14 protein-coding genes are annotated in these 16086 nt (G+C 68.1%); 8 read left to right on the plus strand and 6 right to left on the minus strand.

Going from position 1 to position 16086, the window contains the following annotated elements; genetic code table 11:
• The first annotated feature begins 251 nt into the window (after nt 1-251).
• From AC5592_RS02235 to meaB, 3 genes are read left to right on the plus strand one after another with little or no spacing between them, the layout of a single operon-like run.
• The gene (locus AC5592_RS02235) at nt 252-2111 is read left to right on the plus strand and encodes a methylmalonyl-CoA mutase family protein (protein ID WP_084506271.1); all 1860 of its coding nucleotides are present in this window, start codon (nt 252-254) and stop codon (nt 2109-2111) included.
• On the plus strand, nt 2111-4372 hold the full coding sequence (scpA, locus tag AC5592_RS02240; protein WP_063063223.1) for a methylmalonyl-CoA mutase: 2262 nt from the start codon (nt 2111-2113) through the stop codon (nt 4370-4372). The genes AC5592_RS02235 and scpA overlap by 1 nt, the downstream gene beginning before the upstream one ends.
• The gene (meaB, locus tag AC5592_RS02245) at nt 4369-5514 is read left to right on the plus strand and encodes a methylmalonyl Co-A mutase-associated GTPase MeaB (protein ID WP_084506272.1); all 1146 of its coding nucleotides are present in this window, start codon (nt 4369-4371) and stop codon (nt 5512-5514) included. Before scpA ends, meaB begins: the two co-directional genes overlap by 4 nt.
• Before the next feature lie 37 nt (nt 5515-5551).
• Here the strand turns inward: meaB and AC5592_RS02250 are convergent, their stop codons facing one another.
• Both AC5592_RS02250 and AC5592_RS02255 read right to left on the minus strand, forming a co-directional pair.
• A complete protein-coding gene (locus tag AC5592_RS02250; RefSeq protein WP_063063224.1) occupies nt 5552-6439 on the minus strand; it encodes an amidohydrolase family protein in 888 nt (295 codons plus the stop codon).
• Entirely contained in the window at nt 6436-7488 is a 1053-nt protein-coding gene (locus AC5592_RS02255) for a nucleoside hydrolase (RefSeq protein ID WP_269750140.1), read from the minus strand. The genes AC5592_RS02250 and AC5592_RS02255 overlap by 4 nt, the downstream gene beginning before the upstream one ends.
• Nucleotides 7489-7633: 145 nt before the next feature.
• Here AC5592_RS02255 and AC5592_RS02260 point away from each other — a divergent pair, with 145 nt between their 5' ends.
• Nucleotides 7634-8044 (plus strand): hypothetical protein, encoded by a 411-nt coding sequence (locus AC5592_RS02260; protein WP_051024569.1) that lies wholly within the window; start codon nt 7634-7636, stop codon nt 8042-8044.
• A gap of 7 nt (nt 8045-8051) precedes the next feature.
• On the opposite strand, the gene AC5592_RS02265 is transcribed toward AC5592_RS02260, so the two are convergent.
• Nucleotides 8052-9296, minus strand: a complete 1245-nt coding sequence (locus AC5592_RS02265) for an FAD-dependent monooxygenase (protein WP_063063225.1) — start codon at nt 9294-9296, stop codon at nt 8052-8054.
• A gap of 102 nt (nt 9297-9398) precedes the next feature.
• Here AC5592_RS02265 and AC5592_RS02270 point away from each other — a divergent pair, with 102 nt between their 5' ends.
• Entirely contained in the window at nt 9399-9971 is a 573-nt protein-coding gene (locus AC5592_RS02270; protein ID WP_036501106.1) for a TetR/AcrR family transcriptional regulator, read from the plus strand.
• 12 nt (nt 9972-9983) lie between these two features.
• On the opposite strand, the gene AC5592_RS02275 is transcribed toward AC5592_RS02270, so the two are convergent.
• The 3 genes from AC5592_RS02275 to AC5592_RS02285 form a co-directional block, all read right to left on the minus strand.
• Nucleotides 9984-10367: a DUF2784 domain-containing protein gene (locus AC5592_RS02275; RefSeq protein WP_371507068.1), complete on the minus strand. Its 384-nt coding sequence runs from the start codon at nt 10365-10367 to the stop codon at nt 9984-9986.
• Nucleotides 10368-10844: 477 nt separating this feature from the next.
• Nucleotides 10845-12326, minus strand: a complete 1482-nt coding sequence (locus tag AC5592_RS02280) for an SDR family NAD(P)-dependent oxidoreductase (protein ID WP_051024570.1) — start codon at nt 12324-12326, stop codon at nt 10845-10847.
• Nucleotides 12327-12412: 86 nt separating this feature from the next.
• Nucleotides 12413-13270 (minus strand): alpha/beta fold hydrolase, encoded by an 858-nt coding sequence (locus AC5592_RS02285; RefSeq protein ID WP_051024571.1) that lies wholly within the window; start codon nt 13268-13270, stop codon nt 12413-12415.
• A 208-nt stretch (nt 13271-13478) separates the two neighbouring features.
• On the opposite strand from AC5592_RS02285, the gene AC5592_RS02290 reads away from it, so the two are divergent.
• The 3 genes from AC5592_RS02290 (at nt 13479) to AC5592_RS02300 (ending at nt 16077) form a co-directional block, all read left to right on the plus strand.
• The gene (locus AC5592_RS02290) at nt 13479-14201 is read left to right on the plus strand and encodes a TetR/AcrR family transcriptional regulator (protein WP_063063226.1); all 723 of its coding nucleotides are present in this window, start codon (nt 13479-13481) and stop codon (nt 14199-14201) included.
• A 90-nt stretch (nt 14202-14291) separates the two neighbouring features.
• Complete coding sequence (locus AC5592_RS02295) at nt 14292-15437, plus strand: acyl-CoA dehydrogenase family protein (RefSeq protein WP_036501108.1); 1146 nt, start codon at nt 14292-14294, stop codon at nt 15435-15437.
• Nucleotides 15421-16077, plus strand: coding sequence for a TetR/AcrR family transcriptional regulator (locus tag AC5592_RS02300; protein ID WP_051024572.1), 657 nt, complete (start codon nt 15421-15423; stop codon nt 16075-16077). Before AC5592_RS02295 ends, AC5592_RS02300 begins: the two co-directional genes overlap by 17 nt.
• The last annotated feature ends 9 nt before the right edge of the window (nt 16078-16086 follow it).

Consider the following 16086-nt stretch of genomic DNA (forward strand, 5'->3'; position numbering starts at 1 on the left):
CGGCACCGCGACAGGTTACCGGTCGGTATGGCGAGGCTGTGCGAAGAGTATGCGAACACCGGGCTAGCATCGAATGAAGGTTGATGAATGATCGTTAACCGAACTGGTCGTCGACCTGCCGATATCGCACGCCCGTCGCACTGTGAAGGGGTCACACAGGCGGTTGCGAAGGCGCTGCGAAGAGTTGGGTCCCAGCGTAGGTATCCGGTACGAGTGAAGTATCGGAGTCGAGTGGAAGAGGTACAGCAGCGATGCCGATTGGTTCAGATCCGGGTGCGGACACCGTGCCCGGATACGCCGCATGGCGCAAGGGCGTGGCCGGAGTACTGGCCAAATCCCGCAAGGTCGAGGCATCCGAACTCGGTGACGAGCCGGAGCGCCTGCTCGAGGTCACCAATTACGACGGAGTGACCGTCGCGCCGCTGTACACCCGTCGCGACGAACTGCCCGAACAACCGCTGCCGGGACAGTTCCCGTTCGTGCGCGGTAACGAGGGCACCCGGGACGTGCACCGCGGCTGGCATGTCAGCGCCCGCATCGGCGGAACGGATCCGGCCGCCGTCAACGAGGAGATCCTCGCCGCCCTGGAGAACGGCGTCAGCTCCGTCTGGCTCGGCGTGGGCGAGAACGGCGTCCCGGTGGCGGGACTGGCGGACACGCTGCGCGGTCTGCTGTTCGAGCTGGCTCCGCTGAGCCTGCGGGCGGGTGCGGACACTCCGGCCGCCGCCGCCCAGGTGCTGGCCCTGCTCGACGGCTACGAGGTGGCCGACCGCTCCGATATCCACGTCTTCCTCGGCGCGGCGCCGCTCACCAGCCGCTTCGCCGGACTGGCCGACACCGACCTCGACGCCGCGGTCGAGCTGGCACGCACCGCCGCCGGCCGCACCGAGACCGTCCGTGCGATCACGGTGTCCGGCACGGTCTTCCACAACGCCGGCGCCTCCGACGCCCAGGAGATCGGCGCGGCCGTCGCCGCGGGCCTGGACTACCTGCGCGCACTCACCGACGCCGGCCTCGATATCGCCGACGCGCTGGATCAGGTGAGTTTCCAGCTGGCGGCGACCGACGATCAGTTCGAGACCATCGCGAAATTCCGTGCCGCCCGGCGACTGTGGGCGCGGGTGGCGCACGAGGCGGGAGCGCCGGACTTCGGCAACGCGCCGCAGCACGCCGTCACCTCGGAGGCGATGCTGAGCCAGCGCGATCCGTGGGTGAACATGCTGCGCACCACCCTGGCCGCTTTCGGTGCCGGCGTGGGCGGCGCGGACCTGGTCACCGTACTGCCGTTCGACGCGGCCCTGCCGGCCGGGGAACTCGGTGTGTCGCAAGCGTTCTCGGAACGCATGGCACGCAACACCCAGCTGCTGCTGCTCGAGGAGTCGCATCTCGGACATGTGCAGGACCCGGGCGCGGGTTCCTGGCATGTGGAGAGTCTCACCGCCGATGTGGCCGGTGCGGCGTGGGCGTTCATGCAGGAACTCGAACGCGCCGGCGGATACCTCGCCGCCCTGGAGTCCGGCCTGCTGGCCGAGCGCATCGCCGACACCCGGACCCGCCGCGAATCCGATATCGCCCACCGCCGCACCGCGGTCACCGGTGTCAACGAATTCCCGAACCTCGCCGAGGAACCGCTGTCCGAGGCCGCGCGTGCGACGAATGCGGTGGCGCGTTACGGCGCGGCCTTCGAGGCGCTGCGCAATCGTTCGGATGCCTACCTCGCCGCCCACGGCCGCCGCCCGCGTGCGCTGCTGGTGCCGCTGGGCCCGGTCGCCGAGCACAACGTGCGCGTGACCTTCACCGCGAATGTGCTTGCCTCGGGCGGCATCGAAACGGTGAACCCGGGAGCGCTGGAGACGTCCGCGATCGGCTCGGCCGCAACGGAATCCGGAGCGACGATGGCGGTGCTGTGCGGCAGCGACGCGCGCTACGGCACCGAGGCCGCGTCCGCCGTGCAGCAGTTGCGCGCCGCCGGCGTGACGACGGTACTGCTGGCCGGACCGGAGAAGGCGGTGGCCGAGGTGAGCGGCACACAGCGGCCGGACGGATTCCTCACGGCCCGCATGGACGCGGTGGCGACCCTGTCCGGCCTGCTGGAGAAGCTGGGAGCGTAATGACTACTCGAGATGTGAACCACGTGATCGGCAGCTTCGCCGAGGTACCGCTGGGTGAACCGGCGGTCGGGCGCAGCGGTGGCGGCGACGTCGAGGCGTTCGTCGCCGAATCGGCCGCCGCCAACGGCTATGCGCCCGAACAACTGGTCTGGGCGACGCCCGAAGGTATCGACGTCGCGCCGGTGTACACCAAGGCAGACCGCGATGCCGTTGTCGCCGAAGGCTATCCGCTCGACAGCGTGCCCGGCGTGGCGCCGTTCGTGCGCGGCCCGTACCCGACCATGTACGTGAATCAGCCGTGGACCATCCGCCAGTACGCGGGTTTCTCCACCGCCGCCGATTCCAACGCCTTCTACCGCCGCAACCTGGCCGCGGGCCAGAAGGGTCTGTCGGTCGCCTTCGACCTGGCCACCCACCGCGGCTACGACTCCGATCACCCGCGCGTCACCGGTGACGTCGGTATGGCCGGTGTCGCCATCGACTCCATCCTGGACATGCGGGAACTGTTCGATCAGATTCCGCTGGACCAGGTGTCGGTGTCGATGACCATGAACGGCGCGGTGCTGCCGATCCTGGCGCTCTACGTCGTCGCCGCCGAGGAACAGGGCGTCAAGCCCGAACAGCTGGCCGGAACCATTCAGAACGACATTCTGAAGGAGTTCATGGTCCGCAACACCTACATCTATCCGCCCAAGCCCTCGATGCGGATCATCTCCGACATCTTCGCCTACACCTCCGCGAAGATGCCGAAGTTCAACTCGATCTCCATCTCCGGCTACCACATCCAGGAAGCCGGAGCCACCGCCGATCTGGAGCTGGCCTACACCCTGGCCGACGGTGTCGAATACATCCGCGCCGGCCTGGACGCGGGGATGGAGATCGATCAGTTCGCGCCGCGGCTGTCGTTCTTCTGGGCCATCGGCATGAACTTCTTCATGGAGGTCGCCAAGCTGCGCGCGGGCCGGCTGCTGTGGAGCGAGCTGGTGTCGAAGTTCGAGCCCAAGAGCCAGAAGTCGCTGTCGCTGCGCACCCACTCGCAGACCTCGGGCTGGTCGCTGACCGCGCAGGACGTGTTCAACAACGTCGCGCGCACCTGTGTCGAGGCGATGGCCGCGACCCAGGGCCACACCCAGTCGCTGCACACCAACGCCCTCGACGAGGCGCTGGCGCTGCCCACCGACTTCTCCGCGCGCATCGCCCGCAACACCCAGCTGCTGCTGCAGCAGGAGTCGGGGACCACGCGCCCGATCGACCCGTGGGGCGGCTCCTACTATGTGGAGTGGCTGACCCACCAGCTCGCCGAGCGGGCCCGGGCCCACATCGCCGAAGTCGAGGCGCACGGCGGTATGGCGCAGGCGATTTCGGAGGGCATCCCGAAGCTGCGCATCGAGGAGGCCGCGGCCCGCACCCAGGCACGCATCGACACCGGCGCGCAGCCGGTGATCGGCGTCAACAAGTATCAGGTGACCGAGGACCAGGAGATCGAGGTCCTCAAGGTCGAGAACTCGCGCGTGCGCGCCGAGCAGAACGAGAAATTGCGCCGCCTGCGCGCCGAGCGCGACAGCGCCGAGGTCGAGCGGGCGCTGGCCGAATTGACCAGGGCCGCAGGATCTTCCGAAGGCGGGATGGGCAACAACCTGCTCGCCCTGGCCATCGACGCCGCCCGCGCCAAGGCCACCGTCGGCGAGATCTCCGACGCGCTGGAGAAGGTGTACGGTCGCCACCAGGCCGAGATCCGCACACTGTCGGGCGTCTACCGAGAGGAGGCCGGCAAGGTGACCAACATCAGCAGGGCCATCGAGCTGGTCGAGGAATTCGCCGAGGCCGAGGGCCGCCGCCCCCGCATCCTCGTCGCCAAGATGGGCCAGGACGGGCACGACCGCGGTCAGAAGGTGATCGCGACCGCCTTCGCCGACCTCGGCATGGACGTCGATGTGGGCCCGCTGTTCCAGACCCCGGAAGAGGTGGCCCAGCAGGCGGCCGACAACGACGTGCACATCGTCGGTGTCTCCTCGCTGGCGGCCGGTCACCTCACGCTGGTGCCCGCTCTACGGCAGGCACTGGCCGATGTCGGACGCCCCGACATCATGGTCATCGTCGGCGGTGTGATTCCGCCCGGTGATTTCGACGAGCTGTATGCCGCCGGCGCCGCGGCGATCTTCCCGCCGGGCACCGTGATCGCCGACGCCGCGATCGGGCTACTGCAGAAGCTGGCGGCCGAACTCGGCCACGAGATCGGCGGACAAGCCGAGGCGGAATGAGCGACGCCGACCGGACTCCGGCGGGCGATGCGCCCGCCGGGGCCGGGCTGCCCGCCAACGCGGAGTTGCCCGGAACCCAGGCCCTGTCCACCGCCCGCGGCCTGCCCCCGGCGCTGCGCGTGGACGGACCGCAGTCGCAGGGCGGCGGGCGACGCCGGACCATCGATGTGGCGGAACTGGCAGGTGCGATCCGCGACAATCAGCGCGCCGCGCTCGCCCGCGCGATCACCCTGGTCGAATCCACCCGCGCCGATCACCGCGAGGCGGCGCAGCGCCTGCTGCTCGAGCTGACGGCCGAAGGTGGCGCCGTCGAATCCAATCGCGTCGGTATCACCGGCGTTCCGGGCGTGGGCAAGTCGACGTTCATCGACGCGCTCGGAATGTATCTGATCGGCCAGGGACATCGGGTCGCGGTGCTGGCGGTGGATCCGTCCTCGACCCGCACCGGTGGATCGATTCTGGGCGACAAGACCCGCATGGCGCGGCTGTCGGTCGAGCGCGAGGCGTTCATCCGCCCGTCGCCGACCGCGGGCACACTGGGCGGTGTCGCCAAGGCGACCCGGGAAACCATCGTGCTGCTCGAGGCCGCCGGTTACGACGTGATCCTGGTGGAGACGGTGGGTGTGGGCCAGTCCGAGGTGACCGTCGCCAATATGGTCGACGTGTTCTGCTTCCTCACCCTGGCCCGCACCGGAGATCAGTTGCAGGGCATCAAGAAGGGTGTGCTGGAGCTGGCCGACCTGGTCGCGGTCAACAAGGCCGACGGCCGCCACGAGGTGGAGGCGCGGGCGGCCGCGCGCGAACTGCAGGGCGCGATGCGGCTGATCCATCCGCGCGAATCCCTATGGCGCCCACCGGTTCTCACCATGAGCGGGCTGAACGGCACCGGTCTGGACACCTTCTGGGATACGGTTCTCGAACACCGGCGGGCGCTCACCGAGGCGGGGGAGTTCGCGGAGAAGCGCCGCCGCCAGCAGGTCGACTGGACCTGGACCATGGTGCACGATCAGCTGCTGCGCCGGCTGGCAGACAGTCCCGGCGTGAAAGCGATTCGCGCGCAGGTGGAAAAGCAGATCCGCGACGGCTCGCTGACCCCGGCCCTGGCGGCCGAGGAACTGCTGCGCGCCTTCGACGAGAAATAGCGGCCGTCCGGGCGACGAGTATTCGTCCCCGGACAGCTCACCTCACCCGGAACAGCCGCGCCGCGTTGCCGTAGCAGACCGCGCGCAACCAGTCCGCACCCAGATCGAGCCGTTCGAGCGCTTCCAGCGCATGAACGTAGGAGTACGGGATGTTCGGGAAGTCGCTGCCGAACAGAATGCGCTCACCCAGGTCCGCCAAGCGGGCGTACTCGGTGCGCGGGAACGGGTTTCGTTCCTCGATGAAATCGGTGAACGACATCGTGGTGTCGAGGTGCACGTTGTCGTAGCGCTCGGCGAGGTCGAGAAACGGCGAGTATTCCGGGACACCCATGTGGGCGACGATCAGGGTCAGTCGCGGAAACCGGTGCAGCAGTGCCGCGATCGGCTCCGGGCCGGTGAAAGTCCCCGGCGCCGGGCCCGAACCGCAATGGATCAGCACCGGAATCCCGGCCTCGGACAGCAGCCCCCACACCTCGGTCAGCAACGGATCGCCCGGATGGTAGTCGCCGACCTGGATATGCGATTTGAAGATCCGCGCTCCGGATTCGACCGCCGCGTTCACATAACTTCCGGCGCCGTGTTCGGGATAGAACGTGGCGGTGTGCAAGCAGTCCGGGGTGCGGGCCGCGAAGTCGGCGGCCCATTCGTTCAGCCACGCCGCCATATCGGGCTTGTGTGGATACACCAGCGAGGTGAACGCCCGCACCCCGAAGCCGCGCAGCGTATCCAGGCGCTCCTGCTCGTCGTCGCGATAGGCGATCGGCCACGGTCGCCCGATCAGCGGGCCCGCGGAATCGAAATACGCCCACACCTTGCGCAGCACCCGGTCCGGCATGAAATGGGTGTGCACGTCGATGATTCCGGGCAGCTCCGCCCGGCTCACAAATCGCGCGACCGCTGCCCGGTCCCCGTCGTCGACCGTCACCGAACCTCCTGTGCCACCGGCGGATACAGCGTCGCCGCGAAATCGCCGATCCGCGCGATCATGCGGTCGAAGAAGGCGGCCGGATCGGTGCCGACCGCGATATCGGCGTTGGGCGCGCGACCCCACATCCCGGCCCAATCGGCGACCGTGCTGCCGCGGGTGAGGGTGCCGGCCAGCTCGACATCCACGGTGGCGGGGCGCAGCACCGCCAGGGTCGGTTCGAGCGCGACCGCCGCGGCGAACGGGTCGTGCATATGTGCCAGGTACCCCTGGTCGTAGTGCTGGTGGAACTCGAAGTAGAACCGGACCGCGTCGATCAGGAATCGCACGATCGGATTGGTGGCCTCGGACCGGAGGCCGGGCGGATCGCCGGGTGCCGGCATCGCGGCGCCGGCGCAGTGTGCCCGTTCGGCGATCCGTCGCAGATGTTCCGGGAACATCTCGATCGATTCGGTGATGTCGAGCGCGCAGACGATCGGTCGCCGATCCTGCGGCGTGGAGGAGAACGCGTCGAAGACCACTTTGGCGGCCTCCGGGTCGACATGCACATTCCACTCGTTGGTGGGGGTGGTGTTACCGGGATGCCGGAACGCGCCACCCATGATCACGAGCCGCCGAAGTAGGTGCGGCAGTTGGGGTTCCAGCTCCAGCGCCAGGGCCAGATTCGTCAACGGCCCGGTGCACAGGCCCAGGACCGCGCCGGGATGCGCCCGGACGGTGTCGACCCACAGCTGCGCCGCCGAACGATCCGACAGCGGGCGCGGCGAAGGCGGTAATTCGGCGTAGCCGATCCCGTGCGGGCCGTGGGTGTCCTCGGTGGTTTGCAGCGCGATCGCCAGTGGCTGCGCCGCCCCCAGCGCCACCTCGATGGCCGGCGCCCGGCACAGATCCAGCAGAGCCAGATTGTTCGCCGCGACCTGCGCGGTGGGCACATTGCCGCCGGTCGAGGCGATTCCGGCGATCTCCAGCTGCGGATCCGCCAGCAGATACAGCAGTGCCAGCGCATCGTCGATTCCGGTGTCTACGTCCACCATGATCGTCTGCCGCACGGTGCGAGAGTAACGGCCCGTCGCCGGCTCGCCCCGTCCGGCCTGTCGGCGCGCGAAACGATGCGGTCGAGGGTAGTTTCGACATGTCATTTTCTCGTGTTGTGGTCCGTGCGGTTTCTCGCAGCGGCCTGGGGGTGTTTCGCCGGTGAGATTCGCGGACCGTTTCAACGATGTCATCTCGCAGTGGGAGCAGGTGCACGGTACCCGGATGACCAATCGCGCGTTGGCTTTTCGCGTGACTCAGGCCGGGCATCCGGTATCGGCGACCTATCTGTCCCAGCTGCGCTCGGGCAACCGGGACAACCCGTCGCAAGCTCTGGTCGAAACCGTGGCCAGGGTGCTGGCGGTGGAATCGACCCGGTTCAACGACGGCGGGCCGGGTGATCCGGCCCCCGGGGACGATCTGGTGTCGGCGGCGGTGGACGATCCGGCGTTGCGGCGGCTGCTCACCACCGCGGCCGGACTGTCCGCCTCCTCGATCGAGCTGCTGTCGGATGTGGCGGCCAAGCTGCGGCTCGCCGAGGGATTGGCGCCGGGCACGACGGCCCAGCTCTAACCCGCTGCTACCGGCCGCTCACGGCGGTGGAGGCCGCGTACGTGGGAAGTTCGTACTCGTCGGTCTTGCCGAAGAAGAGCTTCATCATCACCGGCCGCATCGGCTTCGACATCATGATCCGGTTGGCGGTCCGGCGCAGTGATGTGCCGAAGTCGCTGGGGGACAGCATCATCTCGATACCGCCGCCGGGAAGTTCCTTCGCCTTGTCGAGGAAAGGCGTGACCTTCTCCTCGTAACGGCGCAGCGCCGCCGGCACATCGCCGGGATCGGCCGCGAGCTCACCGGCGAGGATGTAGGCGCCGACGAGCGCCATGGCGGTGCCCATGCCGGTCATCGGGGAGCCGCAGTATCCGGCGTCGCCGACCAGGGTCACGCGACCGGCCGCCAGGGTGGGCATGTCGATGCGCGCGAGTTCGTCGAAGTAGAAGTCGTCGGCTTCGGTCATGGCCGCCAGGATCGTCGGTGCGTGCCAGTGCGGCTGGGAGCCGATCTTCTCGTGGATCAGCCGCTGCTGAGCGGCGGTATCGCGGCGCAATGCCGGGTCGGGCTCGCCGAGCAGGGTGAGAATCGCCTTCGCGGTGGCGGGATCACGGTCGGGCCGCACACCGACCGCGGCGGACGGAACCAGCTGCATGGCGAACCAGCCGGGCGTGACCCCCTCCGGGGTGGGCATCGTGAAGAACGAGGCGTAGCCACCGAGGAACGTGCTGAACTGCTCCTCCGGGCCGAAGGCCAGTCGCCGGGTCGCCGAATGCACGCCGTCGGCGCCGACGACGAGATCGAAGCGCCCACTGCGTCCCGAGGCGAACTCGACCGCCACGCCGGTGTCGTCCTGGGTCAGCGATTCGATCCAGTCGCCGTAGCGGTAGTCCAGCTCGCCGCCGGCTGCGGCGACCGCGTCGAGCAGGACCTGGTTCAGGTCGCCCCGGGTGATCTCGATTTCGGCCACCGGGCCCTTGCCCTCGAAGTGTTCCATCGACATGTTCGCGTAGTTGCGGCCCTTGTGGTCGATGTAGGAGATGCCGAGTTCTTCGAGCTGGTACTCGGCGATGCCCGGCATCAGGCCCATGCGCTCGGCCACTTCGCGGCTGGGGCCACGCAGATCGACCGCCTGTCCGCCCGGGCGGGCAGCGGTGGCACGCTCGACGACGGTGACCGCGACGCCGGCTCGAAGCAGTTGCAGCGCAACGGCATTGCCGGCGATGCCGCCGCCGGAGACCAGGATGTGCAGGGGGCGGGAGACGGTGTTCATGGTGGCGGTTCCTATCGGTTGGTCCGAATGTCTTAGACAAATGTGCCATATGGCTGGCACGTTTGTCTAGTACAAATGTCTAATACGTTGTAACCTGGGCTTATGGGTAATCGAGAGGATCTGTTGGCGGGGGCGAGGAAGGCGATTCTGGAGCGCGGTCTCGCCAAGGTGACCGCGCGCGATATCGCCGGTGCCGCCGGGGTCAGCCTGGCCGCCATCGGCTATCACTTCGGTACGAAGGATCGATTGGTCGCCGAGGCCATCGCGGAGGTGACCGGTGACGAGATCGGCCGGGGGATGGAAGAGGCCATCCGCGACGCGGGGGAGGGGCGCACTCTGGCGCAATCGCTGGAGGCCACCTGGAACGGCATGATGGACGTCATCCAGAACCATCCGGACGAGCTGATTCTCAGCTTCGAGAACGGAGTGCGGGTGGCGCGCTCGCCGGAATCCCAGGAGTACTTCTCCCATGCCACCGAGGAGGTCTACGCGGGGCTCGTCGAGCCGCTGCGTGAGGTGCATCCCGAGTTGTCGGCCGGCGATGCCCGCGCGGTCGCCAAACTGTATTTCGCGCTGTTCCAGGGTATTGCGCTGCAGTGGCTGATCGCTCCCGCCGGTGATCAGCTGACCGGTGACGACGTCGTCCGTGCGGTACGAGCGATGAGCCGGGAGTAGCGGGCGCGGCTGCTATTCGGCGACCGCGTGATGCGATCGGTAACGCCGGCGCCTGCCCAGCCGGACGAAGCCGATCCACGACACCACCACCAGCGCCACGACCAGGACGCGCACCAGATCCAAGGCGCTGCTCGGATAGAGAACCCCGGTGATGTAGTGGGCGATGAAGCCGGTCGACGGCAAGCCGGCTTCGCCACCGCGTTCCCTGGCCCACGTCTCCAGATAGGTCAAGGGGCAGTCGACGCCGACGAGGACCGTGCTGAAACCCCAGGCCACCGCGGCGATATGGGTCCAGATCGTCCACCGCCACCGCCACGCGACGAACCCGCCGACGACGAGGTAGGCGATGAACAGGAAATGCACACCCGCGGTGGCATCTGCCAGCAGCCGGTACATCACGTAATCCAGACTAAAGCGATCGTCGACCACGCGCGCGGAATTTTCGTCGTCGGCCACGGTGTACCCCGCGTGAACGTCTTTGCCTCCCATCGCCTTCCGATCGCGGGCGGCGTTCGACGTCTTGAAGATACTGGTACGCACATATGCGCATTCAACAATCTGTTGGCGGGCATGGTTGGCGCCGGCGATTAGGAGGGGAGGGGCACCATCCGGCAGCCGGAACAGAGAAAACAATGCGCGATGTCCGCGACGGGGAGTAGTTCAGCGGCCCGCTGGAGAGGAGACGGCGGTGATACCTGTTGTCGCACTGAGAGATTCAATTGCCTTGGGAGATCGGAAGCCATATCGGGCATGGCTGGCAATATTCAATATTGATACGCAGATATGCGCATCTAGACATGTGTCACCTTTCCGCGATGTAATCAATCAACCCAAAAGCGCCCGTTCAAAAAAAGCCGCGACGCGGCTGGCCCGTCACCAGTTGGACGGCTCGTAGTCTTTGAGGAAGCAGCCGAACAGGTCGACGCCGTCTTCACCGCGCACGATCGGGTCGTAGACGCGGGCGGCGCCGTCGACGAGGTCGAGGGGAGCGTGGAAGCCCTCCTCGGCGAGGCGGACCTTGGTGTAGTGCGGGCGCTCGTCGGTGATCCAGCCGGTGTCGACGGCGGTCATGAGGATGCGGTCGGTCTCGAACATCTCGCCGGCGCTGGTGCGGGTGAGCATGTTGAGCGCGGCCTTGGCCATATTGGTGTGCGGGTGGCCGGGACCCTTGTACCCGCGGCTGAAGACACCTTCCATGGCGGAGACGTTGACGACGTATTTGCGGCGGGCCGGTGATGCGGCGAGCGCGGGCCGCAGCCGGGAGATAAGCAGAAACGGCGCGGTCGAGTTGCAGAGCTGCACTTCGAGCAGTTCGGTGGCGTCGACCTCGGCGACGGTCTGTACCCAGCTGTTGGTGTGGGCGAGATCGGGTACCAGCCCACCGGCATCGATCGCGACGCCGCGCGCGATGCGTTCGGGGGTGGCGGATCCCGCGACCAGGGCGAGATCGGTGACCTCGGCGGCGGACAGGGTGGTCGGTACCGGCGCGGAGTGCAGGGAGGCGGTCAGTGCGTTCGGGTGGGCCTGGGTGGTGTGGCCGAAGGTGATGGTGTCGGGCAGCTCACCGGCGGGGAGCGGCGCGGATTCGGCCTCGACGAGCGCGGCGTAGGCGCCGGCCGAGCGCCGGACGGTCTGGGCCGCGTTGTTGATGATGATGTCCAGTGGCCCCTGGGCGGCGACGTCGTCGGCAAGGGCGACGACCTGGGCCGGATCGCGCAGGTCGATGCCGACGATGCGCAACCGGTGCAGCCATTCGGCACTGTCGGGCTGCGCGGTGAAGCGGCGGATCGCGTCGTTGGGGAAGCGGGTGGTGACGGTGGTGTGGGCGCCGTCGCGCAGCAGCCGCAGGGCGATGTACATGCCGATCTTGGCGCGGCCGCCGGTGAGCAGCGCGCGGCGGCCGGACAGATCGGTGCGGGCGTCGCGTTTGGCGTGATTGCGGGCGGCGCAGTCGGGGCACAGCTGGTGGTAGAAGCGGTCGACGCGGGTGTAGCGCTGTTTGCAGATGTAGCAGGGCCGTGCGCGCAGCAGGGTGCCCGCGGCGTCGCCGTCGACGGAGGTGGACAGCGGGATACCGGCCGTCTCGTCGTCGATGCGGTGGGGGGAGCCGGTGGCGGTCGCGGCGACCACCGCCCGGTCGGCTTCGGCGACGGCGGCGCGGGCCTGATCGCGGCGGCGGCGCTTCAGTTTCTTGAACATGTGCCCGACCGCCCGCTGCACCGCGACGGAGTCGGGGTGCTTGTCGTCGAGCTGTGCGGCCTGGTCGAGGACGCGCAGGCAGATCGCCAGTTCCTCGGCATCGATGGTGTCCGGCAGGGACGTGGTGGGCGCGGTCGTCGTGGTGTGCTCAGCCATCGTGCTGCCGGATGATCCTTCGTCTGCGGGGTGTGTGTGCCGCCGCCTATTGTCGCATCGCGGCTAGTGGAAGCTGCCGGGGCTCCTCAGCGCGGGGTGTAGTGGATGGGCCGGTGGTCGGTGTGCTGGTCGTCGATGAAGTTGGCGATGGCTTCCACGACCAGCAGCGGCTCGGTCAGCGGCAGCCAGGGGTCGGCCGGCAGTTCGCGCAGCCAGAGGCGGTCGACGTCGCGGCGGATGTGGGTCCGCAGGCTGGGCAGGGCGGCGGTGTCGGCGCGGTCGAGGATGAGCTGGACCGGTACGGCGGTGTGTTGCGGGCGCGGGTGGCGCAGGTGGTGGACGAGGTTGGCGGAGACGATCCGGGCGCCGGCGAGCAGGTCGGTGGGCCAGGTGCCGGCCTGGGGGAGGACGCGGGCGCGCAGGCGGGGCCAGTGCAGGAGGCGGCGGCCGAGGACCAGCCAGCTCAGGCGCGGCAGCCGCCACCAGGGGCTGCGGGGGCAGCGGAGGTCACGCAGCGCGAGGGCCAGATGGTCGAGGTGGGGTGCCGACAGGGCGGTGGCGGAGGCGATGCGGGTGTTGGCGCGCGGGTCGCCGAGGGCGTACCAGAGCTGGATCGCGCCCCAGCCGTGGCCGGCGAGGTGGACGGGTGTGCGGGGGCTGACGGCGTCGAGGACGGCGAACAGGTCGTCGGCGAGGTGGGGCAGGCGGTAGCGGTGGGTGCGGGTGGGTGCGCTGGAGCGGCCGTGTCCGCGGACGTCGTAGGTGACCACGTGGAAGCTGTCGGCGAGTCCGGCGGCGACGCGGTTCCAGATGCGGTGGGTGTCGGTGATGCCGGGAATGAGGACGATCGTGTCGGCCTCCGGATGGCCGTATTCGTAGACGGCGAGGTCGCCGCCGGGGGCGGTGACGGTGCGGTGGCGGGCGGGGGTGCGGGCTGGGTTCATCGGTCTACCTCGTGAGCGCGGGACGGAGCCGCTCGTACTGCCGGTACGGTCAACGGTACCGACAGTACGCGATCGGCTTTCGTGAGCGCGCCTCGGTGGGAAATCTCCCTAAGTGACAAGACTTTCGCTGGCGGACGCGGGCTCGTCGATTTCGTACCGGCGGTACGCTAACCTGGTCGGGACTGTTCGCTCGGCTGGGGAGGTGCCCATGGTGTCTCGGGTCGGCCGGCGAGCTGCCGCGCCTACGGTCACGCGGGCGGAGATCGTCGATGCGGCGATCCGCGTGATCGATCGGGACGGCCCGCAGCCGAGTATGGACGACATCGCCCGGGCGGCGGGGATGACGAAGCCGCGGCTGTATCGGCAGTTCGCGGACAAGGCGGAGCTGTACACCGAGATCGCCGATCGGATGTCGCGCGATGCGTTCGCCGCGGCGGGGCAGGACATGACGTTGCTGTTGCAGCCGCCGCGGCCCGCGCTGCGGCGGGTGTTCACCGCGTATGCCGCCGGAATTCTCGCCCATCCCAATGTCTTTCGCTTCCTGATGCAGGCGCCGGTGGTGCAGACGGCGCAGGCGAGCCGGTCGGGTGGTGAGGCGGTGGGGGCGGTGTTGCAGTTCGATCTGGGCCGCGATGCGGCGCGGCGGTTCGCGAAGCTCGCGCGGTCGATCGCGGAGGCGGTGCCGATCGAGACGGCCGGGTTGGACTATCTGGCGCGGGCGGTCGTCGGTGTGGTCGTGGCGACGACGGATCTGTGGCTGGAGGGTTCGGCGGCGCCGCGGCGGACCAGCGCGGATTTCGTCGCGGAACTCACCGAGTTGGTGTGGTCGCTGATCGATGGGTTTTTGCGGCGGCAGCGGATCGTGGCGGATCCGGAGGTTCCGATTTTCAGCACGCTGGCGGAGGTGAATACCGCGCGGGAGGCACACTGACGGCGTTGTTGACATGCCGCCAATAGTGCGCCAGGCTGGTGCCCAGGGCCGGTGCGGTCCGGTCCTGGGTACGAGACGAAGGAAGTAACGATGGCGCGCGCCGCGTGGAGCGACGATGAGGTCGAGGCCGTCCGGGATCTGGCGAAGACCTTCTTCGAGAAGGAAGTCCTGCCGAACGAGGAGAAGTTCGTCGCGCAGGGGCATCCGGACCGCGAACTGTACAACCGGGCGGGTGAGCTTGGTCTGCTGTGCGCCGCCATTCCATCCGAATACGGCGGCGGCGGTGGCACTTTCGCGCACGAGGCGGCGTTGATCGAGGCGCAGTCCTATGCCGGCGACGGCTCACTGGGTATGCCGGTGCATTCGTCGATCATCGCGCCCTACATCCATCATTTCGGGACCGAGGACCTCAAGCGGCGGGTGCTGCCGAAGGCGGCCAGTGGTGAGATGGTGCTGTCCATCGGCATGACCGAGCCGGGGACGGGGTCGGATCTGCAGAACATCAAGACCCGCGCGGTGCGCGAGGGTGACGAGTACGTGATCACCGGGTCGAAGATCTTCATCTCCAACGGCTGGTTGTGCGACGGCATCATCATCGCGGCCAAGACCGATCCGACGAAGGGTGCGGCGGGTGTGTCGCTGATCTTCGCCGAGGTGAGCGACGAGACGCCCGGTTTCCGGCGCGGCCGGATCCTCAACAAGATCGGCGGAAAGGCGCAGGACACCGCGGAGTTGTTCTTCGACGGTTTGCGGGTGCCGGCGTCGAATCTGCTGGGTGAGGCCGAGGGGCAGGGCTTCTATCAGATGATGCAGCTGCTGGCGCAGGAGCGGCTGGTGACCGCGATCATGGCGGTGTCGATGATGGAGCGGGCGGTGGAGTTGACCGTCGAATACACCAAGGGTCGTGAGGCTTTCGGCAAGCCGCTGTTCGCGATGCAGAACACGAAGTTCGAGCTGGCCGAGTGTGCGACGATCGCGCGGGTGAGCCGGACGTTCCTCGACGATGCGATCGGCAAGCATCTGCGTGGTGAGCTGGACATTCCCACCGCTGCGATGTCGAAGTACTGGCTTACCGACCAGTTGGGTATTGTGGTGGACCGCTGTCTGCAACTGTTCGGTGGTTATGGATACATGACGGAGTACCCCATTTCCCAGCTGTACACCGGTGCGCGCGTGCTGCGTATCCTCGCCGGTTCCAACGAGGTGATGAAGGATCTCATTGCCCGCTCACTCTGACACCACGACCCAGCCGGTGCCGGCCGATGCCGATTCGGCGCGGCGGCGCCGGCTGGAGCCGGACGAACGGCGCGCCCAGATTCTGGCCTGCGCCATCGAAATGTTCGGCGAACGCCCCTATGCGGCGGTGTCGACCGCCGAACTCGCGCAGCGCGCCGGGGTGGCGCGCGGGCTGATCAATCACTATTTCGGCAACAAGCGCGATCTGTATCTGGCGGTGGTGCGGCGGATGGTGACGTTGCCGCGCGCCGATTACATGGTGATGCCCACCGGTACGCCGCGCGAGCGGGTGGATGCGAGTGTGTCGTGGCTGCTGGACACGATCAGTGGGTTGGGCAGTACCTGGGTGAAGGTGACCGGGCACGAGGGGATCGGGGACGATCCGGAGGTGCAGCGCATCCTGGACGAGGCCGATGACGCGGCGGCCGACCGGTTGTTGCAGATGGTGGGCCTGGCCGGGTCGGCGCGCGACGACGAGTTGCGCGCCCTGGTCCGCGCCTACAGCGGTTTGGTGAAAACCGCTGGGCGCGAATGGATTACGCGCCGCAGTTTGAATCGTGAGCAGGTGCACCATCTGCTCGCGGATGTGCTGATGGCGTTGGTCGAGACCACCTTCCCACGGATCGAGCAGGCCCGCTGACGGTGCCCG

Source organism: Nocardia violaceofusca NBRC 14427, from assembly GCF_963869435.1.
GTDB lineage: Bacteria > Actinomycetota > Actinomycetes > Mycobacteriales > Mycobacteriaceae > Nocardia > Nocardia aobensis.

Bases quoted from the DNA above. Each gene is read 5' to 3' on its own strand.
- AC5592_RS02235 (WP_084506271.1), top strand. From the start codon at position 252: ATGCCGATTGGTTCAGATCCGGGTGCGGACACCGTGCCCGGATACGCC.
- AC5592_RS02265 (WP_063063225.1), bottom strand. From the start codon at position 9,296: ATGAACACCGTCTCCCGCCCCCTGCACATCCTGGTCTCCGGCGGCGGC.
- AC5592_RS02270 (WP_036501106.1), top strand. From the start codon at position 9,399: ATGGGTAATCGAGAGGATCTGTTGGCGGGGGCGAGGAAGGCGATTCTG.
- AC5592_RS02280 (WP_051024570.1), bottom strand. From the start codon at position 12,326: ATGGCTGAGCACACCACGACGACCGCGCCCACCACGTCCCTGCCGGAC.
- scpA (WP_063063223.1), top strand. From the start codon at position 2,111: ATGACTACTCGAGATGTGAACCACGTGATCGGCAGCTTCGCCGAGGTA.
- AC5592_RS02285 (WP_051024571.1), bottom strand. From the start codon at position 13,270: ATGAACCCAGCCCGCACCCCCGCCCGCCACCGCACCGTCACCGCCCCC.
- meaB (WP_084506272.1), top strand. From the start codon at position 4,369: ATGAGCGACGCCGACCGGACTCCGGCGGGCGATGCGCCCGCCGGGGCC.
- AC5592_RS02275 (WP_371507068.1), bottom strand. From the start codon at position 10,367: ATGTACCGGCTGCTGGCAGATGCCACCGCGGGTGTGCATTTCCTGTTC.
- AC5592_RS02295 (WP_036501108.1), top strand. From the start codon at position 14,292: ATGGCGCGCGCCGCGTGGAGCGACGATGAGGTCGAGGCCGTCCGGGAT.
- AC5592_RS02290 (WP_063063226.1), top strand. From the start codon at position 13,479: ATGGTGTCTCGGGTCGGCCGGCGAGCTGCCGCGCCTACGGTCACGCGG.